This window comes from Streptococcus sp. 517s (genome assembly GCF_054445985.1).
Window position 1 is genome coordinate 1,157,074 of record NZ_CM136847.1, and the last position, 22,864, is coordinate 1,179,937.

The 22,864-nt window shown below is 38.9% G+C and carries 25 protein-coding genes, 1 tRNA gene and 1 pseudogene; 11 read left to right on the forward strand and 16 right to left on the reverse strand.

Translation table 11 applies throughout. From position 1 onward, the window contains the following. Positions 1-29 precede the first annotated feature (29 nt). A complete protein-coding gene (locus tag ACVX3R_RS05920) occupies positions 30-1,337 on the forward strand; it encodes an HD domain-containing protein (RefSeq protein ID WP_458794542.1) in 1,308 nt (435 codons plus the stop codon). Positions 1,338-1,346: 9 nt separating this feature from the next. Beyond that, on the forward strand, positions 1,347-2,153 hold the full coding sequence (gene yidA, locus ACVX3R_RS05925; protein ID WP_458794543.1) for a sugar-phosphatase: 807 nt from the start codon (positions 1,347-1,349) through the stop codon (positions 2,151-2,153). A gap of 734 nt (positions 2,154-2,887) precedes the next feature. On the opposite strand, the gene ACVX3R_RS05930 is transcribed toward yidA, so the two are convergent. From ACVX3R_RS05930 to ACVX3R_RS05970, 9 genes and pseudogenes are all read right to left on the reverse strand, one after another. Then, the gene (locus tag ACVX3R_RS05930) at positions 2,888-3,367 is read right to left on the reverse strand and encodes a hypothetical protein (protein WP_458794544.1); all 480 of its coding nucleotides are present in this window, start codon (positions 3,365-3,367) and stop codon (positions 2,888-2,890) included. Further along, a complete protein-coding gene (locus tag ACVX3R_RS05935) occupies positions 3,333-3,848 on the reverse strand; it encodes a hypothetical protein (RefSeq protein WP_458794545.1) in 516 nt (171 codons plus the stop codon). The genes ACVX3R_RS05930 and ACVX3R_RS05935 overlap by 35 nt, the downstream gene beginning before the upstream one ends. Positions 3,849-3,901: 53 nt before the next feature. Beyond that, positions 3,902-4,056: pseudogene (locus ACVX3R_RS05940) on the reverse strand (type ISP restriction/modification enzyme); the annotation flags it as partial. 11 nt (positions 4,057-4,067) lie between these two features. Then, positions 4,068-4,139 (reverse strand) — tRNA-Arg (locus ACVX3R_RS05945). A gap of 42 nt (positions 4,140-4,181) precedes the next feature. Then, positions 4,182-4,529 (reverse strand): 50S ribosomal protein L19, encoded by a 348-nt coding sequence (rplS, locus tag ACVX3R_RS05950; RefSeq protein WP_001068669.1) that lies wholly within the window; start codon positions 4,527-4,529, stop codon positions 4,182-4,184. 118 nt (positions 4,530-4,647) lie between these two features. Then, positions 4,648-4,977, reverse strand: coding sequence for a fluoride efflux transporter CrcB (crcB, locus tag ACVX3R_RS05955; RefSeq protein ID WP_125456954.1), 330 nt, complete (start codon positions 4,975-4,977; stop codon positions 4,648-4,650). Continuing rightward, positions 4,971-5,345: a fluoride efflux transporter CrcB gene (gene crcB, locus ACVX3R_RS05960; protein WP_458794546.1), complete on the reverse strand. Its 375-nt coding sequence runs from the start codon at positions 5,343-5,345 to the stop codon at positions 4,971-4,973. Before crcB (ACVX3R_RS05960) ends, crcB (ACVX3R_RS05955) begins: the two co-directional genes overlap by 7 nt. Next, a complete protein-coding gene (locus ACVX3R_RS05965) occupies positions 5,342-5,608 on the reverse strand; it encodes a chorismate mutase (RefSeq protein WP_458794547.1) in 267 nt (88 codons plus the stop codon). The genes crcB (ACVX3R_RS05960) and ACVX3R_RS05965 overlap by 4 nt, the downstream gene beginning before the upstream one ends. Before the next feature lie 116 nt (positions 5,609-5,724). Beyond that, positions 5,725-6,168 carry a flavodoxin gene (locus ACVX3R_RS05970; RefSeq protein WP_001162124.1) on the reverse strand — a complete coding sequence of 148 codons (444 nt, stop codon included), beginning with the start codon at positions 6,166-6,168 and terminating at the stop codon, positions 5,725-5,727. A gap of 102 nt (positions 6,169-6,270) precedes the next feature. On the opposite strand from ACVX3R_RS05970, the gene ACVX3R_RS05975 reads away from it, so the two are divergent. Both ACVX3R_RS05975 and ACVX3R_RS05980 read left to right on the forward strand, forming a co-directional pair. Beyond that, entirely contained in the window at positions 6,271-7,206 is a 936-nt protein-coding gene (locus ACVX3R_RS05975) for a DHH family phosphoesterase (RefSeq protein ID WP_458794548.1), read from the forward strand. 95 nt (positions 7,207-7,301) lie between these two features. Further along, a complete protein-coding gene (locus ACVX3R_RS05980; protein ID WP_000710762.1) occupies positions 7,302-7,544 on the forward strand; it encodes a type B 50S ribosomal protein L31 in 243 nt (80 codons plus the stop codon). A gap of 105 nt (positions 7,545-7,649) precedes the next feature. Here ACVX3R_RS05980 and ACVX3R_RS05985 read toward each other — a convergent pair whose 3' ends face one another. Together ACVX3R_RS05985 and ACVX3R_RS05990 are read right to left on the reverse strand one after the other, a co-directional pair. Further along, the gene (locus ACVX3R_RS05985; RefSeq protein ID WP_084972173.1) at positions 7,650-8,807 is read right to left on the reverse strand and encodes a tyrosine-type recombinase/integrase; all 1,158 of its coding nucleotides are present in this window, start codon (positions 8,805-8,807) and stop codon (positions 7,650-7,652) included. A gap of 71 nt (positions 8,808-8,878) precedes the next feature. Continuing rightward, positions 8,879-9,430: a helix-turn-helix domain-containing protein gene (locus ACVX3R_RS05990; RefSeq protein ID WP_084972172.1), complete on the reverse strand. Its 552-nt coding sequence runs from the start codon at positions 9,428-9,430 to the stop codon at positions 8,879-8,881. Positions 9,431-9,582: 152 nt separating this feature from the next. On the opposite strand from ACVX3R_RS05990, the gene ACVX3R_RS05995 reads away from it, so the two are divergent. From ACVX3R_RS05995 to ACVX3R_RS06025, 7 genes are all read left to right on the forward strand, one after another. Beyond that, complete coding sequence (locus ACVX3R_RS05995; RefSeq protein WP_084972171.1) at positions 9,583-9,861, forward strand: DNA-binding protein; 279 nt, start codon at positions 9,583-9,585, stop codon at positions 9,859-9,861. A gap of 8 nt (positions 9,862-9,869) precedes the next feature. Further along, positions 9,870-10,202 (forward strand): replication initiator protein A, encoded by a 333-nt coding sequence (locus tag ACVX3R_RS06000; RefSeq protein ID WP_458794549.1) that lies wholly within the window; start codon positions 9,870-9,872, stop codon positions 10,200-10,202. A gap of 10 nt (positions 10,203-10,212) precedes the next feature. Continuing rightward, positions 10,213-10,854, forward strand: a complete 642-nt coding sequence (locus ACVX3R_RS06005) for a thioredoxin domain-containing protein (protein ID WP_084972169.1) — start codon at positions 10,213-10,215, stop codon at positions 10,852-10,854. A 292-nt stretch (positions 10,855-11,146) separates the two neighbouring features. Further along, positions 11,147-11,992, forward strand: a complete 846-nt coding sequence (locus tag ACVX3R_RS06010) for a replication initiation protein (protein ID WP_084972168.1) — start codon at positions 11,147-11,149, stop codon at positions 11,990-11,992. A gap of 282 nt (positions 11,993-12,274) precedes the next feature. Continuing rightward, a complete protein-coding gene (gene mobV, locus ACVX3R_RS06015; protein ID WP_458794550.1) occupies positions 12,275-13,702 on the forward strand; it encodes a MobV family relaxase in 1,428 nt (475 codons plus the stop codon). Positions 13,703-14,156: 454 nt separating this feature from the next. Continuing rightward, positions 14,157-14,441 (forward strand): type II toxin-antitoxin system RelB/ParD family antitoxin, encoded by a 285-nt coding sequence (gene relB / locus ACVX3R_RS06020; RefSeq protein ID WP_084972166.1) that lies wholly within the window; start codon positions 14,157-14,159, stop codon positions 14,439-14,441. Further along, complete coding sequence (locus tag ACVX3R_RS06025; RefSeq protein WP_084972165.1) at positions 14,431-14,784, forward strand: type II toxin-antitoxin system RelE/ParE family toxin; 354 nt, start codon at positions 14,431-14,433, stop codon at positions 14,782-14,784. The genes relB and ACVX3R_RS06025 overlap by 11 nt, the downstream gene beginning before the upstream one ends. A 295-nt stretch (positions 14,785-15,079) precedes the next feature. Here ACVX3R_RS06025 and ACVX3R_RS06030 read toward each other — a convergent pair whose 3' ends face one another. The 5 genes from ACVX3R_RS06030 to pyrR form a co-directional block, all read right to left on the reverse strand. Further along, on the reverse strand, positions 15,080-16,414 hold the full coding sequence (locus ACVX3R_RS06030) for an Nramp family divalent metal transporter (RefSeq protein ID WP_458794551.1): 1,335 nt from the start codon (positions 16,412-16,414) through the stop codon (positions 15,080-15,082). Between the two features lie 220 nt (positions 16,415-16,634). Beyond that, on the reverse strand, positions 16,635-19,811 hold the full coding sequence (gene carB / locus ACVX3R_RS06035) for a carbamoyl-phosphate synthase large subunit (RefSeq protein ID WP_458794552.1): 3,177 nt from the start codon (positions 19,809-19,811) through the stop codon (positions 16,635-16,637). A gap of 448 nt (positions 19,812-20,259) precedes the next feature. Next, complete coding sequence (locus ACVX3R_RS06040; protein ID WP_061417970.1) at positions 20,260-21,339, reverse strand: carbamoyl phosphate synthase small subunit; 1,080 nt, start codon at positions 21,337-21,339, stop codon at positions 20,260-20,262. 49 nt (positions 21,340-21,388) lie between these two features. Then, a complete protein-coding gene (locus tag ACVX3R_RS06045) occupies positions 21,389-22,312 on the reverse strand; it encodes an aspartate carbamoyltransferase catalytic subunit (protein WP_458794553.1) in 924 nt (307 codons plus the stop codon). Positions 22,313-22,330: 18 nt separating this feature from the next. Next, complete coding sequence (gene pyrR / locus ACVX3R_RS06050) at positions 22,331-22,852, reverse strand: bifunctional pyr operon transcriptional regulator/uracil phosphoribosyltransferase PyrR (RefSeq protein ID WP_000850018.1); 522 nt, start codon at positions 22,850-22,852, stop codon at positions 22,331-22,333. Positions 22,853-22,864: the final 12 nt, after the last annotated feature.

The following is a 22,864-nucleotide window of genomic DNA, read 5'->3' on the forward strand; positions in this document are numbered from 1 at the left end:
AAACTCTAGCTTTTTGCTATAATGGTCATATGAACGAAAAAGTATTCCGTGACCCAGTTCACAACTATATCCACGTCAATAATCAGATCATATACGACTTGATCAATACAAAAGAATTTCAACGTCTGCGTCGTATCAAACAGCTAGGGACTTCCAGCTATACCTTCCATGGTGGCGAGCACAGTCGCTTTTCCCACTGTTTGGGGGTCTATGAGATTGCACGACGCATCACAGAGATTTTTGAAGAAAAATATCCTGAAGAATGGGATCCTGCTGAGTCTCTCTTGACCATGACCGCTGCGCTCCTTCATGACCTTGGGCATGGTGCCTACTCGCATACTTTTGAACATCTCTTTGATACAGATCATGAGGCCATTACTCAGGAAATCATCCAAAGTCCTGAGACAGAGATTCACCAAGTTCTGTTACAAGTAGCGCCTGATTTCCCCAAAAAGGTGGCTAGTGTCATCGACCATACCTACCCTAACAAGCAGGTCGTACAGCTCATTTCCAGTCAGATCGATGCAGACCGTATGGACTATCTCTTGCGCGACTCCTATTTTACAGGAGCATCTTATGGTGAATTTGACCTGACTCGCATCCTCCGAGTCATTCGTCCAGTCGAAAACGGAATCGCCTTTCAGCGCAACGGCATGCACGCCATCGAAGACTATGTTCTCAGTCGCTACCAGATGTATATGCAGGTTTATTTCCACCCAGCAACACGTGCCATGGAAGTTCTCCTACAAAATCTCCTCAAACGCGCCAAGGAACTCTATCCTAAAGACAAGGACTTCTTTGCACGAACTTCCCCACACCTCCTTCCTTTCTTTGAAAAAAATGTGACCTTGTCTGACTATCTAGCTCTGGATGATGGCGTGATGAATACCTACTTCCAACTCTGGATGACCAGTCCTGACAAGATACTAGCCGACTTGTCGCAACGCTTTGTCAACCGCAAGGTCTTTAAATCCGTTACTTTTTCAGAAAAAGACCAAGACCAACTCGCAACCATGAGACAACTGGTTGAAGATATCGGTTTTGATCCAGACTACTATACTGCTATTCATAAGAACTTTGACCTACCTTATGATATCTATCGACCCGAATCTGAAAATCCAAGGACACAGATTGAGATTTTACAAAAAAATGGTGAACTGGCAGAACTATCTAGCCTGTCCCCTATCGTCCAATCCCTTGCTGGCAGCCGCCACGGAGACAATCGTTTCTATTTTCCAAAAGAAATGTTGGACCAAAACAGTATCTTCGCAAGCATTACCCAGCAATTTTTACACTTGATTGAGAACGATCATTTTAACCCAAATAAGAAGGAATAGAGGAAATTTATGAGTATTAAACTAATCGCCGTCGATATCGATGGTACCCTGGTTAACAGTAAAAAAGAAATCACTCCGGAAGTCTTTTCTGCCATCCAAGATGCCAAAGAAGCTGGCGTCAAGGTCGTCATTGCAACGGGCCGCCCTATCGCAGGCGTTGCCAAACTTCTGGACGACTTGCAGTTGAGAGATGAGGGAGACTATGTTGTAACCTTCAACGGTGCCCTTGTCCAAGAGACTGCTACTGGCCATGAGATTATCAGCGAATCCTTGACCTATGAGGATTATCTAGATATGGAATTCCTCAGTCGCAAGCTCGGTGTCCACATGCACGCTATTACTAAGGACGGTATCTACACAGCCAATCGCAATATCGGAAAATACACAGTTCACGAATCAACCCTCGTCAGCATGCCTATCTTCTACCGCACCCCTGAGGAAATGGCTGACAAGAAAATCGTCAAATGTATGTTCATCGATGACCCTGAGATTCTCGATGCTGCGATTAAAAAGATACCAGCAGAGTTTTACGAACGCTACTCCATCAACAAATCTGCTCCTTTCTACCTTGAACTCCTTAAAAAGAATGTAGACAAGGGATCAGCTATTACCCATCTAGCTGAAAAACTCAGATTGACCAAAGATGAAACCATGGCGATTGGTGACGAAGAGAATGACCGTGCCATGCTGGAAGTCGTTGGCAACCCCGTTGTTATGGAAAATGGAAATCCAGAACTCAAAAAAATTGCCAAATACATCACCAAAACAAATGACGAATCTGGCGTTGCCCATGCCATCCGTACGTGGGTATTGTAAAAAGGTAAGAATAGATAAAACCCGCTCAGCAGAGCGGGTTTTAGTACGAACACATCACAATGAGAGTAAATCAATAGATTGAATCGCTGTTGTACAGTTACTTAAATATTGAAAGTACAAAAATAGGTATTGCTTCCTTAATAGCTTATTCACCCTCTCCACTAAAATTAAATTCAAAAACTACACTTCTAAACCACCTTTCAATCTCCACTTAAATATAAAACTCTCATCAGCTTACAGTGCATCTAATTGAACAGAATAATCACTTAGAAAATCTCTTGCAAAATAATTTAATTTTGGTCTCAGAAATTGTGATACATTGTTAAAATTAATTACTTTTTTACTCTATATGATTTCTTCTTGTTACAGTATTGTCAACAAATAATATTTAGAAAAATGGTTACGATTCCCATTAAAGTTAGTTAATTAGATACTCTGACCAATATTTTATACTAAATCATTTCAAAGTTTAACTGTTAAACACTTAAATTAGTTGAATAATTTTCTTACTATATAATTAGCTAGTAACATAATAGAATATATAAAAAGAACGAAATAGAATAACAAACCTCTAATAATGAATATCACTGCAAGACTTACCAAAAATAAAAGAAATAAAAATACTAACATGATAAAAATTATTTTTACTATTTTTATTATTGTACTCCACTTGTTGTCATGATCTTTATATATCATTATTTCCTGAAGTTTTTTTCTATATAAGTTTGTTTACTCTATTCTATATCAGCAGCTAAAAATAGGATTTCAAAAATTTTACTTAACTTTTGAATATCACTTTCTGATACCGCAGTGTTATCAATAGATTCAATATCATTTAAACGCACCATAGAACCTTCCGAGATTTTATTAAAAATAAAAGTAAACTTTTTTTCACGAAAAATTATATTAGGAATCTCAAACCTATTGGTTACATTTGGAATATTCCATTCAAGTTTGCTCCGTTTTTCCATAAGATTTTTAGGAAAAAGGATTGTATATAAATTTTTTATTTTTATGATTCTTATATCTAAAAAACAGATATTTTCATCTTCAAATACTAAATTGTCAACGTTCAAATTTTCTAATGTAGATTCGTTGTTTCTATAATAAGATATAACATCTTCTATTATAAGTTTACCTTGATTGTTTAAAATGTGTTTTTTAATAAAATAGGGATTATCAAGAAATATAACAACAAAAAGAAATAATAACAAGAACAACTGATGCTAAAATCGTTAACACTTGATTTCGTTCTGCAGAATTACTTAAAAGTTGACCGATTTCTTTAAAATTATCGAAATTAAAATAAACTCTAATGCTATTAAAATTGGCAATCAGACTCTTTAATTCTTGACCTCCAAAGAAACCTATTATTAAAGCTATAAAGCTCTTTATATAAGACGATTTTTTATCTTCAGTTTTAATATATGCTTCTAAAGTTTCCGCATATATTCCTTCATTGTGTAATTCATATAGTAAATTTTCATATATCAATTTTAACTCTGGATAGTATTCTAAGTCATAAAACTTGAAAAAATATCCAGAATAATACTTACTTAAAATTTTATCAATACTTCTAAAATAAGGATTTTTCAGCTTATTCCTATTTTTAAAATAGGAATAGAAAATAGATAGAAATATTATAAGTTTTATTAGCAATATGACTGAATCTAAAACATCTTCATTGCTGTTCATAATTATCGTTCCTCCACTTCAAACTTAAGTGACCTATTGATTAAAACAATCGTTTAGATTTTATGTATTGATAATTTTCAATAACAAATTAAAAATAAATTTATCATCCTCACTATAGTCATTTGAATCATCAGTAATGCCTGATTTTATCTGTTTTAACTTGATATTGATTTATTATCAATTCAATAGCTAATCGTTTTGTTACAACTTATGCTTATATGCCCCCTGCCGGAATCGAACCTGCAACTACTCCTTAGGAGGGAGTTGTTATATCCATTGAACTAAGGGAGCTAGAGAAAAACTCTGCTGAATGAGCAGAGTTTTTTAGTCGAATTAACGACGGATTTCTTTGATACGAGCTGCCTTACCTTGAAGTGCACGCAAGTAGTACAATTTCGCACGACGTACTTTACCGTAACGAACAACTTCGATCTTTTCAACACGTGGAGTGTGGATTGGGAAGATACGCTCAACACCTACACCGTTTGAGATTTTACGAACTGTGTAGTTTTCTGAGATGCCAGCACCTTTACGTGCAATAACAACACCTTCAAAAATCTGGATACGTTCACGGTTTCCTTCGACAACTTTCGCGTGTACACGAACAGTGTCACCAGGACGGAATGATGGGATATCTGTACGAAGTTGACCTTCAGTCAAGCTTTGGATTAATGGATTCATTTTTTTCTCCTATCTTTGTCAATCTTGAGGAACCTTCCTCAGCGGATAAACTGTATTTTTGTGCGTCCATTACACACAAGATACAGTTTACCAAATTTCCACCTAAAAGTAAAGAAATTTATAGCAGAATTCCTAAAAAAATCGCTAGAAAACCGCCTATGTAGGTTAAGAATAAATAGCTATAAAATACCTTCTTATCGCTTAACAGTCTTTGCAGCTCGTCATTCAAGGTTGAAAAGGTCGTCAACCCACCACAAAAACCTGTCGCTAGGATGGCATAGACTTCCTTGGACTCCACATGATTGTAGAGTAGGCCAATCAAAAAACAGCCTAGAAGATTGGCTATGAGAGTTCCTAGTGGCAATTTAGAAGCTTGATTATAGCGGGAAAAGAAATAACGAACCAGGGCTCCGAACCCGCAGGCGATTGCAAGATAAACGATTACCATTTCTTCCTCCCTAGACAATAAGCCAATAGCAGGCCTCCTCCAATACTCAAAAGTAGGTAGAAGCCTAAACTAACATAACGCCCAGTATCGAGCAATTTCACAGCATCCAAGAGCAGGCTAGAAAAGGTTGTTAAACCTCCGCAAAAACCCGTCCCCAGCGCTAAAACCAAGCCTTTACTAGTTCCCTTATAGACCAGATAGCCTTTCACCAGATAGATCAGGCAGAAAACGCCCAGATAGTTGACAAGGAGGGTACCCAAAGGAAAGTCTGGACTGGCTGGTAACCAAGTAGAAACCAGATAGCGGACAAGGCCTCCCAACATGGCAGCCAGAAAAATTCCTAGCGGATAAAATTGTCCTTTTTTCATTTGATATTCTTATCCTGATAATCACGCGAATGTTTGAGAATGTCTGAAAAAGTCGCTACAATGATCTCCTGATAGCGCTTATCTTCCACTCGATTTCTAACCTTTTCAAAAATAACCGCTTCTCTCTTAGAATCTAAGATTGGCTTACCAGATGATTTTTTATAAGCGACAACCCCTTCAACTAAATGCATCCGTTCTTCTAGGAGCTTGACGATTTGGTCGTCGATTTGATCAATTTCTTGCCGAATAATATCTAAGTTCATACAGTCTCCTCCTTTATTTGAATTATTGTATCAAAAAGCCTCTAAATAGGCTAGTAAAATCCCAAAATAATTAATAAAAAACGCACTGACTTCTTCCAGTCAGCGCAGTTTGCTTCTTATCCTACTTTTGCAGCCAATTCTTCTGCGAATTGTTCCAAGCGTTCGATGTCTTCATCTTCGGCAGAAAGGTCCACTTTAACACACTCTGAACCTTTTTCTGCTCCTGTCGCTACAAAAACGCGATCAAAGTCATCGACAGCCTTACAGAATTCGTCATAGAAGGTATCGCCTGAGCCGACAACTCCGTAGATTTTGCCATTCAAGTTGAGATCTGCTAGGTCTTCGTAGAAGTCCATCATCTCATCAGGCAATTCTCCATCCCCGTAAGTATAAGTCGCAACGATTGCGATGTCCGCCTCCAAGAAGTCTGAAGCGTCAACAGTCGTACACTCATCCACATCGACATCCAAGCCCAAGTCACGTAATTTGTCTGCTACAATATCTGCAATTTCTTCGGTATTACCGGTCATACTGGCAAATACAATTTTTGCTAATGCCATATCGTCCTCCTCAATTTATCTTTCTCCATTATATCATATCTTTTTCATTTTAAAAATAAAAATTCTTGTGCTACAATGAAATGAGAAAGAATTGAGGTTATTATGGAAATTTGCCAGCAAATATTAGAGAAAATCAAAGAATACGACACGATTATCATTCATCGTCATATGAAACCAGATCCAGATGCCTTAGGGAGTCAGGTAGGTTTGAAAGCTCTTCTCACACACCATTTTCCAGAAAAAACCATCAAAGCCGTCGGTTTTAACGAACCAACTCTAACTTGGATGGCGGAAATGGATACTGTCCAAGACAGTGACTACCAAGGAGCTCTTGCTATTATTTGTGATACAGCGAATCGTCCTCGTATCGATGATAAACGCTACGAACAAGCTGCTTTCACTATCAAAATCGATCACCATCCAAATGATGATATTTATGGTGACCTATCTTGGGTAGATACAAGTTCAAGCAGTGCCAGTGAAATGATTGCCCTATTTGCTCAAGAAAATCAGCTGGCTTTGTCTAGCGAAGCAGCACGACTTCTCTATGCAGGAATTGTCGGGGACACAGGGCGTTTTCTCTACCCGTCAACTAGTGCCCGTACCTTTAGAATAGCTGGCCAGCTCCGAGAAATTGATTTTGACTTTGCTGGATTGTCTCGTCAAATGGATACCATGAGCTTCAAGATTGCAAAACTGCAAGGTTATGTTTATGATCACTTAGAAGTTGATGAGAATGGAGCTGCACGCGTTCTACTTACTCAAGACATCTTGGAAAAATATAAGGTTACGGATGCTGAAACAGCTGCAATTGTCGGAGCACCTGGCCGAATTGATACTGTTAAGGCTTGGGCTATCTTTGTTGAACAAGCTGATGGTCACTTCCGTGTGCGAATGCGCAGTAAAATCACCCCTATCAATGAAATTGCCAAAGAACACGACGGAGGAGGCCACCCTCTAGCAAGTGGTGCCAATTCCTATAGCTTAGAGGAAAACGAAATCATCTATCAAAAGTTAAAAAACTTGCTTAAAAACTAATAAAATACTTGCCAAACTTTTCAGAATCTGATAGACTAGTATGGTAACAATCTATGGCTCGCAAAGAGACCATGGCAGAAAGGAAATATTGCAAAATGAAAAAAGATATCCATCCAGAATATCGCCCAGTTGTCTTCATGGACACAACTACTGGTTACAAATTCCTTAGCGGTTCAACAAAACGCTCTAACGAAACTGTTGAGTTCGAAGGCGAAACTTACCCATTGATCCGTGTGGAAATTTCATCAGACTCACACCCATTCTACACTGGACGTCAAAAGTTCACTCAAGCAGATGGACGTGTGGATCGTTTCAACAAAAAATACGGTCTCAAATAATCAACCGCATTTATTGCTTAAAAACGTTGATACAAAGCCTTTTCCAAAAAGTTGGAATTGGCTTTTTTTTGTTTTTAGTACCGTTTTTGGTACCGTCTTGGAAAACTAACCTTTTGCACTATCCAGATAATCTACAAATTTTGTGATAGCTTTCTTCTCTCCTGCTACTGTAGAATGGCTATAAGTATCCAAGGTCATCTGACTACTTGCATGCCCTAACCTTTTGGCCGCATTGACAGGGTCAACCCCTACTTCAATCATCAAGGTAGCATGAGTATGTCTGAATCCATGAGGAGTTATCTTCTTCAAGTCATGTTTCCTAATAATGCGCTTTAGAACACTATTGATATAGTCCTGATATAAAGGCTCTATCTTTCCATCTCGGCCAACAAACGTAAACATGTAATCACTATCAATCAATGGGGTAACTGACAGTTGCCCCTTTTCTTTTCTGCTCTTTTGTTTCCACTCTTTCAAAATCGAGACTGTCTCAGTATCTAAAGGAATTTGCCGTATTGAAAACTTGTTTTTGGTGCTTTTCTCAACGGCTTTCCCCTTGATTCTACCTAGGTTTTTGCTGATAGAAAGTAATTGATTGTCAAAATCGATGTCAGACCACCTCAAAGAATACAGCTCCCCTTTCCTTAAACCACTATAGGCCAACAAACGAAATAAGGCATAGTTTTTATAAGGCTCTTCTGCCTTAATAATGGCTAAAAACTCATGCAACTCCTCAACGCTAAAGAAGTTATCTGACTTCTTCCGCTCTCTTTTTGGGAGTATCACTTGTTTCATTGGGTTGTCTGTAATCAATTTCATTTTCAAAGCAAAATCAAACACTTGACTAGTGTAAGATTTGACCTGTTTGATATTCCTAAAAGTCTGACCTTTTTCGGTAATAAAGTCCTGACATTGCCAAGGAGTAATTTTGGAAATTTTCACCTTTCCAAGAACTGGCAAGATATGAATTCTAAACAAATCATCTGTACGGACGCTTGTCGTCCTCTCTACTGTGTTTTGATAAGTTTTGAACCATTCCTCAAAAACTTCATCAAAACGTCTCTCAGAGACTCTCAGAAGTTCTGAGAGGTCTCCTGACGCTTTTTTGTGGTAAATCATAGCTTCATACTGTCTAGCTTCTCTACGGCTCTTAAAACCGCCTTTAAAGAAGTCTTTACGTTTGCCATCAATCACCCTGTAGATTCTGACCTTATAAAGATACCCTGATTTAGACTTTTTAGCCTTATATTTAATAATAGACATTCTAATTTCTCCTTTATTTTTTAAGGTTTCGGAGCTTATAAAATAAAGAAATCATGATTGTCTGTTATTTCTTATTCTTCTTGCAATCTCTTGTATTCGTCAGAATTTATCCATGCCTCCCAGACATAATGATAAGGAGAGTCTTCTGCACTTGATTTGTTAATCATGAAAGGAATAAGGCCTTGTTTTTCATCAGCTATAAATTCCTTAATAGCTTTAACCAAAACAGGGTTGAAGCCTTTTTTGCTTGCTAGAAAATCAATGTAGTCAGACAAGGATTCTGATTGATTGAGTTCTGCAAGTATAATAGCAAGATCTTCTCTAAAAGGTGTCCATTTAGTAATTTTATTTTCTATACTTGTACCTTTTGTCAACACTTTATAGAAATCTTTGATCATTTCTTTAGGTGCTCCTGGATCTTTTAGTACAGGATTATCATCAAGCCCTAGTAAGTAAGGGATAGATACTCCAAAGTATTCTGATAGAATTTGCGCATTTTTAGCATTTGGACTTCTACTCCCTTGATTGTAATTTCCGAGAGTAGAGTAGCCTATACCTGTAGCCTCACTTATTTCTTTAAGAGATAATTTACTGTTTTTAACAAGTGTTTGAAAGTTTGTCAAATAATAATCCTCCTTTTTGACATATTATAACACAAATTACACAAAAGAGAAAAAACTCTTGACACAAAACACGAAAGAGATTATAATTTAATTCAAGATACACATGTGTGTATTTGATTCGGAGCTTATAAAATTAAGAAAGGGGTCAGAATATGACAGAAAACTTTACCATCCACTTCCCAAAAGCAACCGAAAAGAAGTTGCTTGCCCGTTACGATACCATGCTTCAGAAAGCTATCGAAAAAGCTTTTGAAGATCAGGAACTTTATAAACCTATGCTACGAATGTCAGGTTTATGCCGTTGGTTGGACATCTCAACGACAACTTGCATAAAATGGCAACGCGAAGGCATGCCCCACATGGTCATTGACGGAGTGACCTTGTACGATAAACACAAAGTCGCTCAATGGCTACAACAATATGAAAGATAGGAAATACTATGACTTACATTTTTGAAGATAATTGTTACCATATCCCTAAAATTCTCTTTCAAGACACTTATTACCAAGATTTGAGTATCGATGCTATAGTAGTTTATACAATCCTGAAAGATAAACAAAAGGAGGTTACAAGTAAAGGATGGATTGATTCTGAAGGCAATATTTATCTGGCCTATCGTTTGTCTGAAATGCAAAAGATGTTCGGTGTAGGAAAAAAGAAAATGATTAATATCCTACGTATGTTGGAGGAGCACAATCTGATTGAACGAGAAAGAGAAGTTGTATTCTACGGATACAGCTTACCTTATCGGATTTATATCAACGAAATATGAGGTGATGAAAATGATAAAAATATTCTTTGGCAATGATCCTGGTATTCGAGCACAGTTAACCCAACAGCTAACTTCCTACTCTATTAATTTTCAAAGCTATGAAGAGGAACAACTTACTGAACAAGTCTTTCTGGAAATGTTGAAACAGACAAGTGATTTCTTTGATTTGCTAAATCCTAATCTAGTACACTACAAACTGGATAATCGGCTTAGTCTCAAACAATTTATCCATCGAATTTTATCTGATAAGGATAAATATTTAAGACTACCAATTGCGATTGTCAATGACCGAGTTTACTCTGGAGTATCAGTAGAGGATGTTCGCATGTTTATTCCTAAAGAACGTAGAAAAATTGAAAGACAGCACCTCTTCAGAAAGTTCGAAGAATTGGAGGCAGGAGCCCTATTCTGGAGAAACTTTGACTCATTCAGAAAACAGTCAGAATTACGTTGGTTTGAACTATATGATTTATTATTTGCTGATGAATCTGACGATTTAGGAGAGATCAAAAAAGCTAAAGACCGATTCTTTACATATAAGAATAACAAGCAAATTCCTCCTGAAGATATCATCGAAAAAATTCAAAAAATATTTTTGATTGAGAGAGTAGATTTTTTCAAAAAATCTATTTCAAGTTTGCAAAATTTCTAGTCCCAAAACAGTTATGAAAACGACTATGAAAATATTTTGAAAATGAGATTTTGAGACTAAATTTTTGAGCTTTCTCAAAATTTATAACGCGTGCGCTTCTAACAGCACGCTATGTTCCCATTTCGTGGGATTTTACTACACCCATTTTTTGGCAAGTTTGACCGTAGCAAAATGAAAATGGTCCGACGTAGTCGGCTTGGGGTTGCTCCCCCAAGAATGTCATTTTACGGAGGTCTTTACGCAGACAAAAAAGAGGCGCCGATAGGCGACCTCTAAAAGAAAGGAGGTTTATTTGGATTTAAAAGTTAGTTTAGATAATATTACTATAACTGCTGAAATACGCCACAGTAGTTTCAATAATTTTAAAAAATTAGTTAGCAACCATATTGCAATCATCACTCAAAAAGCTATGACAGATATGTTTCAAGCCTATACCAAGTCTGGGGGGCAAGTTATCCTCCATTTAGAGTATGATAAACTAAAAGGACAAGCTCGAAATGCTCGCCCTTTCCGAATGGAGTTTAATCCTAACAAACTCCGAACAGTTGATACTGAAATTCTTAATACGATTATACCATATCTAGAAGATATTTCAATCACTCGAGCTGACTTAGCTTTTGATTTTTTTAATCTTGATTGTAGTGAATTCATTTTAGAAAAGAAGGGACGGCCTACTGCAACAAAAGAATGGAGAGATAAAAATGGTAAGCTTGAAACAAAATATCTAGGAGCTTCAAGGTCAGAAAAACAAATTCGACTATACGATAAAAAAGTTGAACAACTGACGAACGGAAGTGAAGATGAACGACAAAACGCACAACAATATGAACATTGGTGGAGATTAGAATTTCAGTTACGAAGTCGCTCCGTTGAAAATATTTTTGAGGTTATTGACACTATTATTTTCAAACCGTTTTATTTTGAAAGTCTCGAAATTGAAACTCAACTTTATCTATTAGCTTTAACACGTGATAAAGGAATCTGGAATAAAGTTAGCAAAAACACTAGAAGTAAATACAAGAAAATTTTGGAAACCCATCAAACTTCCGATACTGATTATTTGCAATTGATGAAAAATCTGTTACATAAAGAACGACCCAAACTAGAAAAACAACTTGCTTTTTATGGGGGTCGTTAGGCATTCTTCGGAATGCCTTTCGCTCTTCGGAGCGAAACAAAAAGAGAAGTTTATGGCTCGAACTTCTCTTTTCATCGGACTGTTTCGACAGTCCGATTGCTCTCTTTCGAGAGAGCAAAACCGTCGGAGACCGCACACTTTTCCGGAGGTAAAGTATAGTGCGTTATACTTTACTTGGAAGTAGTGCCGTTCTCAGTAAAGAACACCGCATAAAGGCTTGCTTATGTGTGGCAATTTTTAGCCACACGCTCGGCGACCCTTTGAGCCGAGAAAGGATGAATTATGAGTTATGTTGTAGCCAGAATGACGAAGTACAAATCAGGTAATTTAGGTGGAGCTTACAGACACAATGAACGTATTTTTAAGCAACACAGTAACAAGGATATCGATATCGAACGCTCACATTTAAATTATGAATTGACAGATAGGGATCGCTCTATGTCGTACGAAAAGCAAATCAAAAACTATATAGACGAGAACAAAATTTCTAAACGAGCTATTCGAAAAGATGCCGTTCTATGCGATGAATGGATTATAACATCTGATAAAGATTTTTTTGCTAAACTTACTCCCGAAGAGACAAAACGATTTTTTGAAACTTCTAAAAATTATTTCGCTGAAAACTATGGTTTAGAAAATATTGCTTATGCTAGTGTTCACCTAGACGAAAACACACCACACATGCACATGGGAATTGTACCAATGAAGCAAGGAAAGTTATCGTCCAAATCAATTTTTAATCGTGAAGAGTTGAAAAAAATCCAAGATGAACTCCCAAAGTATTTATCTCAACATGGTTTTCATCTCCAACGAGGAGAACTTGATAGTACAAAAAAACATTTATCAACACAGGAATACAAGGACAAGCAAGAGGTTCTTCAAAAAATCGAAAAACAAATTGACGAAAAATTCGATAAAATGATAGAATTTAACAGCGAACTAAAGCAAATGAATAAAGCTTTGACAAATAAAGTTAACGATTTAAAAATGGTTGACGAAGAAAAAAATAAAATGCTATCTAACCTAGATCATGCTCTAAATGAAAAACAAGATACACTATCAAATCTTGAAAAAGAAATTAATATCAAAAAAGAAGATCTAGATATCGTAGACAGCATCATAGGTAGTAAAAGTGAAACAATTGACAGTATGAACCAAGATATAAAGACAAAACAAGGTACTATCAACGAACTCACCAAGCAACTTCGAGAGCACCTTCAAAAATATCAAAACTTCGACGGACTGAATATCAGTCAACTTGAGAATGGAACGATAGGTAAACAAACTCTCGATGGCAAAATTAAACTCTCCCCTGAAACACTCAATAATCTAATAAAATCTGTAATCCAACACTTCTACGAGAACCGCCAACTGTCACAAACTATCCAGCAACAAAACAAGGAATTGAATATGCTGAGAAATGTATCAAGTAATAAAAATCAGATATTAGACGAACTCCGAGAAACTAAAAATCAAAAACGAATTTTAGAAATTGAAAACAATAGCTTGAAAAATAAAATTTCACAACTTCGTGACCGTCTAAATATAGCCAGCAGAAAGCTTGGGGTATGGCGAAACCAGGCTCAAAACTACATGAAACAAAAGGAATTCCAAAACCTTACAAAACAACTAAATGCTTTCAAGCCTATTAAACTTGTTAATACTGTCAAAGTCATCAAAAAAATCTATGAACAAACCCTAGAACGCTGAATAACCTCTTTATGCCGAGAAAACTTTTGACAACAAGCTATGATGAATTAGACTAGTTGGGTCGTGTCGGCAGACTGAAAAGCTGCCGACCGATTACAACAGGAATAAAAAGTCATAGGTTACTTGTTGTCAAAAGGAAATTGGAATAAATCAATCAAGGAGAAGTCAAATATCATAAACACCTAAGTTAATAAAAATTATTGTTGACATTCTCTCTTATTTATCCTAAACTATGGATAAGGATAGGATGATGTCGGGTGACTGGTAACAGTTTGCTCAAAGGTACTTGTTTCAAGTACAGGTGAGGTACTGCCTTCAGCTTTAGGCTGTAAAGAACCCGTGCCACCACTGGTCCTGTTCGTTTCACTCTTGGATTATATTCAAGAGTTTTTTCTTGCCTAAAAAGTATAAAAGATATATACTAGCTATATAAGATATAGATTGGAGATATACCATGACTACATCACTTGCTAAGCAATACAATTTTAAAATAAATGAAGTAACAATGGAGCAAGCTAGATCCATTATCAAGGAAAAAGGAATGACCATGACTGAGGCTATTAGCCTTTTTGTAGAGCAAATAGTCCTGGAGCAAGATTTGCCTATTAAGACGGCCGAAGATCTACATAGAGAACAGTTGATTGAAGAATTACAAGCTCAATCTGAACGTGCCTTGAGAGAATACGAGGCAGGAGAAGGTACTTCCCTAGACAATATGAGGGTACGCTATGGCTTATAAAGTGATTGCTTCAAAAGAAGTCGAGGAAGCTATCGACAATATACACGACTATATAGCTACGGTGCTTCTATCTCCTCAATCTGCTAAAAATACTGTGGCTAAAATTTTAGACAGCTTAAAAAGTTTAGAAATTTTTCCTGAAGCAGGTTTTGACGCTGATGAGAAAATCGGAGTAAAGATTAACAGTAAGTATCCCACACGAGGAAAAATTATTGACCAATATGTTTTGCTTTACTTCATTGACCAAAATCGAAACACCGTTTTTTTATCTCACCTATTCCACACTAAAAGTGACTATGTCACTTTGCTACAAAAAGGCAATAAAAAAAGCTCAACTGATTGAGACAACTTTCATTATTTTATAAGCTCCGAAACCTTAATTTTTGGTACCTTTTTGGTACCGTCTTGGTTTAACAATACGGTATATATATAATATTTTACAGCTATATCCCTTTAGAAACGTTGATTTAATAAGGATTTAAACACTATAGAGTATATCTTTGTAAAATACGGTCTCAAATAATGATAAAAAGAACAGTTTCAGCTGTTCTTTTTTTGTACTTCTTTTTATAAATCAATCACTACTACTTTCTATTTGTCAAGCTTCAAGCTGACACTATGATTGATTTCAAACGAGGTTAAAAAATATCGAAAAGAAGCTTGATATTGAGAATGGTCAAGATGATTGAAACTGCGTAACCTAGGATGGTGTTCCACTTGGCATTAGTGAATTCTCCCATCAGTGACTTCTTAGAGGTCAGATAGATTAAGGGAAAGATTGAAAACGGAAGAGCGATTGACAGAAAGACCTGTGAATAGACCAATAACTGATCCAAGGTTTTTTCTTGATATCCAAACAAAACGGCGACTATAATCACAGGTAGCAAGGCAAAAATACGTGTACCGATACGGATAAGCCACTGAGGCAATCTTAGATGTAAGAAGCCTTCCATGACAATCTGTCCTGTCAAAGTGCCTGTAATAGTCGAATTTTGGCCGCTTGCTAGGAGGGCTAGAGCAAATAAAGTTGACAAGGTTGAGCTGGCTATTGCTCCTGCTATTGTCGAATCCTGTAAAGCATTGTACATTTGGGAGAAGGCCGAAATTTCAGATGCATGACCAAAAAAGAGAGAGGCACCTAAAATGAGAAGCAAGGAATTGACAATAAAGGCTAGAGACAACTGAAGATTTGAATCCCAGGTCATAAAGCGAACTGCTTTTCGAACATCCTTCTTATCTTTGTGATTGATTTTCCTTGTTTGGGATAGAGAGGAATGGAGATAGAGATTATGGGGCATGACTGTCGCACCTACAATCCCTAAAGCCAAGGTCAATTGACTTTCATGGCCTGGTAACGGTGTTTCAAATAAAGTTGAAGTTGGTAAATAACCACCAATAATCCCCTGGATACTTGGATTGGATAAGGCCACAAGATAGGTAAAGATGGCTAATATGGTTAAAATAAGGGTCGTAACAATGGCTTCAATTTTTTTGAAACCAAATTTCATCAATAAAAGTAACAAAAATACATCTAAAACGGTTAGAAGGATAGCAACCATAATCGGTATTTTAAACAAAAGATTTAAGGCAATCGCTGAGCCTAAAACCTCGGCTAAGTCGGTCGCCATTAAAGCTAATTCTAAAATCACCCATAAACTATAACGAAGCCACTTGGGAGCATGATGAGCTGTTGCCTGCGCTAGGTCCATCTTAGTTACGATACCGAGCTTCCCAGCCATCTGTTGTAACTGCATAGCAATGATGGAAGAAATCAAAATAACAAATAAGAGACTATATTTGTAGGAGGCACCACCAACCACGCTGGTGATCCAGTTTCCTGGATCCATGTAGCCAACTGCCACAAGTGCACCAGGTCCTAAGAATGCTTTTAGATTTTGCCAAAAATGATTGTTATTTGGAGTCTCAATAGATTGATTGATCTCAGAAAGAGAGACTTTTTCATAAGAGGACATAGGGATTTCCCACTTTCTAATCTGTCTTTACATATTTCTTAATAGAATATTTTTTGAAAGAATGATGAAAATAGTTTACCTATTTCCAATTCACCCTTATTATATCACATTTTGGAATGATTCCTAAGAAAAGAAATGATAGTTGAAATAAGCAATATCAGTATTGTAAAAGCCAGCGTTTTCTGACGCTGGCTTTAAAACTGTGAAAAATATTTCTCAACTAGATCGCTTCTGTGACAAAACTACGGCTTTCTAGCACCTTGAGCATGGCATCTGCTGTGTCTAGGGCTGTAAAGAGTGGCACACCGTGTTCAATAGCCGAACGGCGAATTTGCTCACCATCTTCGTCAGCAGTTCGTTTGGTTCCAACAGTATTGATGATCGCTTGGATTTTTCCTTTACGGACATAGCTTGGGATATCCTGTTCATCGTCACCAATCTTACCAACAGGTTGGGCTTGAAGTCCATGACTGGCAAAGAAGGTTGCTGTCCCTTCTGTCGCGAGGATACCGTAGCCGATATTTTGGAAACGACGAGCCAAGTCCAAGGCTTCATCTTTGGCATCATCAGCGATGGTAAATACAACGTTACCAAAGGTTGGCAAGTGCAGGTAAGAAGCTTCAAAGGCCTTATAGAGAGCTTTTTCCAAAGTAGTATCAGAACCCATAACTTCCCCTGTTGACTTCATTTCAGGACCGAGTAAGCTATCTACCTTAGCTAGTTTCGTAAAGGAGAAGACTGGTGCCTTGATATGAACGCGAGTGCTTTCTGGATAAAGTCCATCTTGGTAGCCAAGCTCTTCAAGACTTTGACCAAGAATGAGCTTAGTCGCTACCTGAGCCATAGGAATATTGGTTACCTTAGAAAGGAATGGAACCGTACGGCTAGCGCGTGGATTGACCTCAATAACATAGACTTTTTCATCCTTGATGACAAACTGGATGTTCATCATTCCAAGACAGTTAAGGCCAATTGCTAGACGTTTAGTATAGTCAGCGATGGTTTCCTGCACCTTTTGCGACAAGGTTTGTGGAGGATAAACGGCCATTGAGTCACCTGAGTGGACACCAGCACGTTCGATATGTTCCATAATACCAGGGATAAGGACATTTTCTCCATCTGAAATGGCATCGACTTCGCACTCTTGCCCAACGATGTAAGAGTCAACAAGAACTGGGTGGTCTGGACTAGCCTTAACAGCGGTACGCATGTAAGAACGGAGGTCTTCTTCGTTTTCAACGATTTCCATGGCACGTCCCCCCAAGACATAAGATGGGCGAACAAGGACTGGGAAACCAATCTTGCGAGCTGCAAGCACGGCTTCTTCTTCATTGGTAGCCGTTTGTCCTGGTGGCTGTGGAATATCCAAGTCTTTAAGGGCTTGCTCGAAGAGGTCACGGTCTTCTGCACGGTCTAGGTCAGCGACTTGCGTACCAAGGATGGTCACACCTGCTTTTGCCAATGGCTCCGCAAGGTTGATAGCTGTTTGACCACCAAACTGAACGATAACGCCTTTTGGTTGCTCCAAGTCGATAACATTCATAACATCTTCGAAAGTCAACGGTTCAAAGTAGAGCTTGTCAGATACCGAGAAGTCTGTTGAAACAGTCTCTGGGTTTGAGTTCATGATGATGGCTTCATAGCCAGCTGCTTGGATAGCCTTAACTGAGTGAACTGTTGCGTAGTCAAACTCAACTCCTTGTCCGATACGGATTGGACCTGAACCTAGTACTAGGACGGATTCCTTGTCAGATCTGATAGATTCATTTTCCCAGCCATAGGTAGAATAGAAATATGGCGTTTCAGAGTCGAACTCTGCCGCACAGGTATCGACCATCTTGTAAACTGGAACAATCTTGTTTTCCAAACGAAGTTGACGAACTTGGTCAGCTGTCGTTTCCCAGAGTTCAGCAATCTTACGGTCTGAGAAGCCATTTAGTTTAGCTGTTTTCAAAACTTCTAGATCTTGTGGATGAGCACCCAATTCTTGCTCGATTTCAAAGATATGCAATAGTTTATCAAGATAGAAGATATCAATCTTAGTCAATTCAGCAATTTCTTCTGGTGTGTAACCACGGCGAATAGCTTCTGATACGTAGAAGAGACGATCATCTTGAGCCTTGACAACTTTTTCAATCAAGGCATCATCAGAAACAGAAGCAAGCTCCGGCATTTCATTGTGGTGAACCCCAATTTCAAGTGAACGACATGCCTTGAGAAGTGACTCTTCGATGTTACGACCAATGGCCATGACTTCTCCAGTTGCCTTCATCTGAGTACCAAGGCGACGCTCACCTTTTTCAAACTTGTCAAATGGGAAACGTGGAATCTTAGCAACGACGTAGTCAAGGGCTGGCTCAAACATAGCATAAGTTGAACCTGTAACTGGGTTGATAACCTCATCCAGGGTTAAACCAACAGCAATCTTGGCAGCCAATTTGGCAATCGGATAACCCGTCGCCTTAGAAGCAAGGGCTGACGAACGCGATACACGAGGGTTTACTTCGATAACATAGTACTTGAAGCTGTGGGGATCGAGTGCTAGCTGAACGTTACATCCGCCTTCAATCTTGAGGGCGCGGATAATGCTCAAGCTCGCGTCACGTAGCATTTGGTTTTCATAGTCTGACATGGTTTGCGCAGGAGCAAATACGATGGAATCCCCTGTATGAATCCCAACGGGGTCAAAATTTTCCATGTTACAAACCACAAGGGCATTGTCAGCCGAGTCACGCATGACTTCGTATTCGATTTCCTTGAAACCTGCAATCGAACGCTCAATCAAACATTGGGTAACAGGTGACAGTTTCAAGCCATTTTCAGCGATTTCACGTAGTTCTTCCTCATTGGCACACATACCACCACCAGTACCACCAAGGGTAAAGGCTGGACGAACGATAACTGGGTATCCGATTGACGCCGCAAAGGCAACAGCTTCTTCCACTGTGTTGACAATTTCAGATTCAGGGATTGGCTGCTCAAGCTCTTCCATCAATTGTTTAAAGAGGTCACGGTCCTCTGCTTGGTCGATGGCAGACAATTTAGTACCTAGAAGCTCTACTCCAAGCTCATCTAGGATGCCATTTTTAGACAATTCCATGGCCATATTGAGCCCTGTTTGACCTCCAAGAGTTGGAAGCAAAGCATCTGGGCGTTCCTTACGGAGAATACGTGTCACAAACTCAAGTGTAATCGGTTCGATGTAGACCTTATCCGCAATCTCCTTATCCGTCATAATGGTTGCAGGGTTTGAGTTCACCAAGACAACCTCATAACCTTCCTCTTTCAAAGACAAGCAGGCCTGGGTCCCCGCGTAGTCAAACTCAGCAGCCTGACCAATAATAATCGGACCAGAACCAATCACCATAATTTTTTGAATATCAGTACGTTTAGGCATTTATAAGATATTAAGGGCGTCAAGCGGACAAAGCTAAAATAGGAGTTATGACGAAGAACTATCAGTTCTAGGAATAACTATCTTTTTAGCACCGTCCGTAGCCCGTATTCAGTTCAGCAAATACGGACCACCCTTCTCCTTTCTATTCGTCGCCTCACAGAGCGACATTAAATAAATTCTCCGACGATTTTTTAGAGAAACGATATTTTTTCGGTAAAAAATCTAGTGCAGGGAGTTTTTAGTTCGCCCAATAGCGACTAAAAGAAACGACCTGCCTTTCTATTCGGCAACTCTCAGGTTGCCATTAAATAAGATGCAAAGGACGAATAGAAAGCGATTGAATTTTAGGAAACAAGGAAGGATTGACAATCCAAGTTGGTTTCTCTAAATCCCGAGCTTTCCGTCCGTGTTCAGTTACATAAATTCTCTAACGAGCTTTTACTCGTTCTTAGTTTGCTTGTTTAAAAGCTTCCATCATCTCGATAAACTCGTCAAATAGGTAGCTTGCGTCGTGTGGACCAGGAGCTGCGTCTGGGTGGAATTGCACGGAAAAACCTGGTTGGTATCTGTGGCGAACTCCTTCAACTGATTTGTCATTAATTTCTTCGTGGGTAATGATCAAGTGCTCTGGCAAGTCCTCACGGCTGACTGCGTAACCATGGTTTTGGCTGGTAAAGTCTACACGTCCTGTTGCAATCTCACGTACCGCGTGGTTAAATCCCCGGTGACCAAATTTCATCTTGTAGGTCTTAGCTCCGTTTGCCATGGCAAAAAGTTGGTGTCCCATACAAATTCCGAAGATTGGAATTTTCCCTTGCACACCACGAATCATGTCCAGTGCTTCTGGAACGTCTTCTGGGTTACCTGGACCATTTGACAACATAACTCCGTCAGGATTGAGGTGGAGAATTTCTTCTGCTGTTGTTGAATACGGAACAACCGTCACGTTACAGTTACGCTTAGAAAGTTCACGTAGGATTGAGTGCTTGAGTCCAAAATCCACTAGCACCACGCTCAAACCAACTCCAGGAGCTGGATAGGAAGTTTTAGTAGAAACCTGTTTGATATTGTCTGTCGGCAAGACTGTTGCTTGGAGCTGGGCTGTGATATGGTCCATGGTATCGCCAACATGTGTAAGGGTTGCACGCATAGTACCATGCTTGCGGATAATTTTTGTCAGAGCACGGGTGTCAATTCCTGAAATACCAGGGATTTTCTTGGCTTTCAAAAATTCATCCAAGGTCATTTGGTTGCGCCAGTTACTTGCTCTACGCGCTTCTTCGAAAACGACAACTCCCTTACAAGTCGGAATGATGGATTCATAATCATCACGGTTAATTCCATAATTTCCCACCAAAGGATAGGTAAAGGTCAAGATTTGTCCATTATAAGACTGGTCTGTAATGGATTCTTGGTAGCCGGTCATCCCTGTATTAAAGACGATTTCGCCTGTTACATCTATATCTGCTCCGAAGGCCTTACCTTCAAAAACTGTGCCATCTTCTAATACTAGAAGTCTTTTTGTCATATTTTCACCTCTCGTGGACGCTCACTGGCGTCTTTTAACGTCTTGTGTTTTAGTTGGCGTTTCTACTCGCCAATACGGATTCTAAAATTGCCATTCGAACAAAGACACCGTTGGTCATTTGTTGGACAATGCGTGATTTTGGCGCTTCAACCAAGTGGTCAGCAATTTCCACATCTCGATTCACTGGAGCCGGATGCATAATGATTGCTGTTTCTTTTAAGCGATTATAGCGTTCTTGGTTCAAGCCGTGTTGAGCATGGTAGTCTTCTTTTGAAAAAACGGCTCCACTATCATGGCGTTCATGTTGAACTCGGAGTAACATCAAAACATCCACCTGATCAACAATCTCATCAATAGTTACAAACTGTCCATAGTCCGCAAACTCTTGACTTCTCCATTCCTCAGGTCCTGCAAAGAAAAGTTCAGCGCCCAAGCGTTTCAAAATCTGCATATTGGATTTGGCAACGCGTGAGTGGTCCAAGTCGCCTGCAATAGCAATCTTGAGACCCTCAAAGTGGCCAAATTCCTCATAAATGGTCATCAAATCAAGCAAGCTCTGGCTAGGGTGTTGTCCCGAACCATCCCCACCATTGATAATGGAAGTCGTAATGGTTGGACTAGCAATCAGTTCTTTATAATAATCGACCTCTGGGTGGCGAATCACGCAGACATCTACACCAAGCGCAGACAAGGTTAAGATGGTATCATAGAGTGTCTCACCCTTATTTACTGAGCTGGTCTTCACATCAAAGTCAAGTCGCTCCAGCCCTAGCTTAATCTCTGCCACTTCAAAGGACTTATGCGTTCGTGTAGAATCCTCAAAAAAAAGATTTGAAACAATCGGATGGTCTTCATAAGGAAGCTGGGCTCCATTTTTAAACTCAATTCCTCGCTTAATCAATTTCATCACTTGATTAACAGTGAGGTCTTCCATAGAAACCACATGGTTCAATGCTTGTTGATTTTCTGACATAGCTACTCCTTCAGCTTCCTAGGCTTCTTCAGTAATCAGAACTCTGTCTTGGCCATCAAGTTCTGTCATCTCTACGATGATTTCTTCAGAACGGCTGGTTGGGATATTTTTCCCAACGTAATCTGGACGGATTGGCAATTCTCTATGTCCACGATCGACTAGAACTGCCAAACTCACGCGCGCAGGACGACCATGGCCGACAATATTATCAATAGCGGCACGGATAGTACGGCCTGTATAGAGTACATCATCCACTAAAATAACCTCACGGTCTGTCACATCAACAGAAATTAAAGAAGTATCTTCTCCGCTTTTAACATCGTCACGGAAAGGCTTGGTGTCCAATTCCACAACAGGAACTGTGATGTTTTCCAACTGCTCCAAGCGTTCTTTGATACGATGAGCGATGAAAACACCACGCGTTTTTATCCCAGCTAGGATAATTTTATTCAAGTCTTTATTGCGCTCAATAATCTCATAAGTAATTCGCGTAATCGCTCGTTTAACAGTCAATTCGTCTACAACTTCTTTTGTCTTCATGACAAACCTCCA

Bases quoted from the DNA above. Each gene is read 5' to 3' on its own strand.
- ACVX3R_RS06005 (WP_084972169.1), top strand. From the start codon at position 10,213: ATGATAAAAATATTCTTTGGCAATGATCCTGGTATTCGAGCACAGTTA.
- mobV (WP_458794550.1), top strand. From the start codon at position 12,275: ATGAGTTATGTTGTAGCCAGAATGACGAAGTACAAATCAGGTAATTTA.
- crcB (WP_125456954.1), bottom strand. From the start codon at position 4,977: ATGGTAATCGTTTATCTTGCAATCGCCTGCGGGTTCGGAGCCCTGGTT.
- ACVX3R_RS05985 (WP_084972173.1), bottom strand. From the start codon at position 8,807: ATGTCTATTATTAAATATAAGGCTAAAAAGTCTAAATCAGGGTATCTT.
- ACVX3R_RS05980 (WP_000710762.1), top strand. From the start codon at position 7,302: ATGAAAAAAGATATCCATCCAGAATATCGCCCAGTTGTCTTCATGGAC.
- relB (WP_084972166.1), top strand. From the start codon at position 14,157: ATGACTACATCACTTGCTAAGCAATACAATTTTAAAATAAATGAAGTA.
- ACVX3R_RS06040 (WP_061417970.1), bottom strand. From the start codon at position 21,339: ATGACAAAAAGACTTCTAGTATTAGAAGATGGCACAGTTTTTGAAGGT.
- crcB (WP_458794546.1), bottom strand. From the start codon at position 5,345: ATGAAAAAAGGACAATTTTATCCGCTAGGAATTTTTCTGGCTGCCATG.
- ACVX3R_RS05975 (WP_458794548.1), top strand. From the start codon at position 6,271: ATGGAAATTTGCCAGCAAATATTAGAGAAAATCAAAGAATACGACACG.
- ACVX3R_RS05935 (WP_458794545.1), bottom strand. From the start codon at position 3,848: ATGAACAGCAATGAAGATGTTTTAGATTCAGTCATATTGCTAATAAAA.
- pyrR (WP_000850018.1), bottom strand. From the start codon at position 22,852: ATGAAGACAAAAGAAGTTGTAGACGAATTGACTGTTAAACGAGCGATT.
- ACVX3R_RS05995 (WP_084972171.1), top strand. From the start codon at position 9,583: ATGACAGAAAACTTTACCATCCACTTCCCAAAAGCAACCGAAAAGAAG.
- carB (WP_458794552.1), bottom strand. From the start codon at position 19,811: ATGCCTAAACGTACTGATATTCAAAAAATTATGGTGATTGGTTCTGGT.
- ACVX3R_RS05970 (WP_001162124.1), bottom strand. From the start codon at position 6,168: ATGGCATTAGCAAAAATTGTATTTGCCAGTATGACCGGTAATACCGAA.
- ACVX3R_RS06030 (WP_458794551.1), bottom strand. From the start codon at position 16,414: ATGTCCTCTTATGAAAAAGTCTCTCTTTCTGAGATCAATCAATCTATT.
- ACVX3R_RS06000 (WP_458794549.1), top strand. From the start codon at position 9,870: ATGACTTACATTTTTGAAGATAATTGTTACCATATCCCTAAAATTCTC.
- rplS (WP_001068669.1), bottom strand. From the start codon at position 4,529: ATGAATCCATTAATCCAAAGCTTGACTGAAGGTCAACTTCGTACAGAT.
- yidA (WP_458794543.1), top strand. From the start codon at position 1,347: ATGAGTATTAAACTAATCGCCGTCGATATCGATGGTACCCTGGTTAAC.
- ACVX3R_RS05965 (WP_458794547.1), bottom strand. From the start codon at position 5,608: ATGAACTTAGATATTATTCGGCAAGAAATTGATCAAATCGACGACCAA.
- ACVX3R_RS06025 (WP_084972165.1), top strand. From the start codon at position 14,431: ATGGCTTATAAAGTGATTGCTTCAAAAGAAGTCGAGGAAGCTATCGAC.
- ACVX3R_RS05920 (WP_458794542.1), top strand. From the start codon at position 30: ATGAACGAAAAAGTATTCCGTGACCCAGTTCACAACTATATCCACGTC.
- ACVX3R_RS06045 (WP_458794553.1), bottom strand. From the start codon at position 22,312: ATGTCAGAAAATCAACAAGCATTGAACCATGTGGTTTCTATGGAAGAC.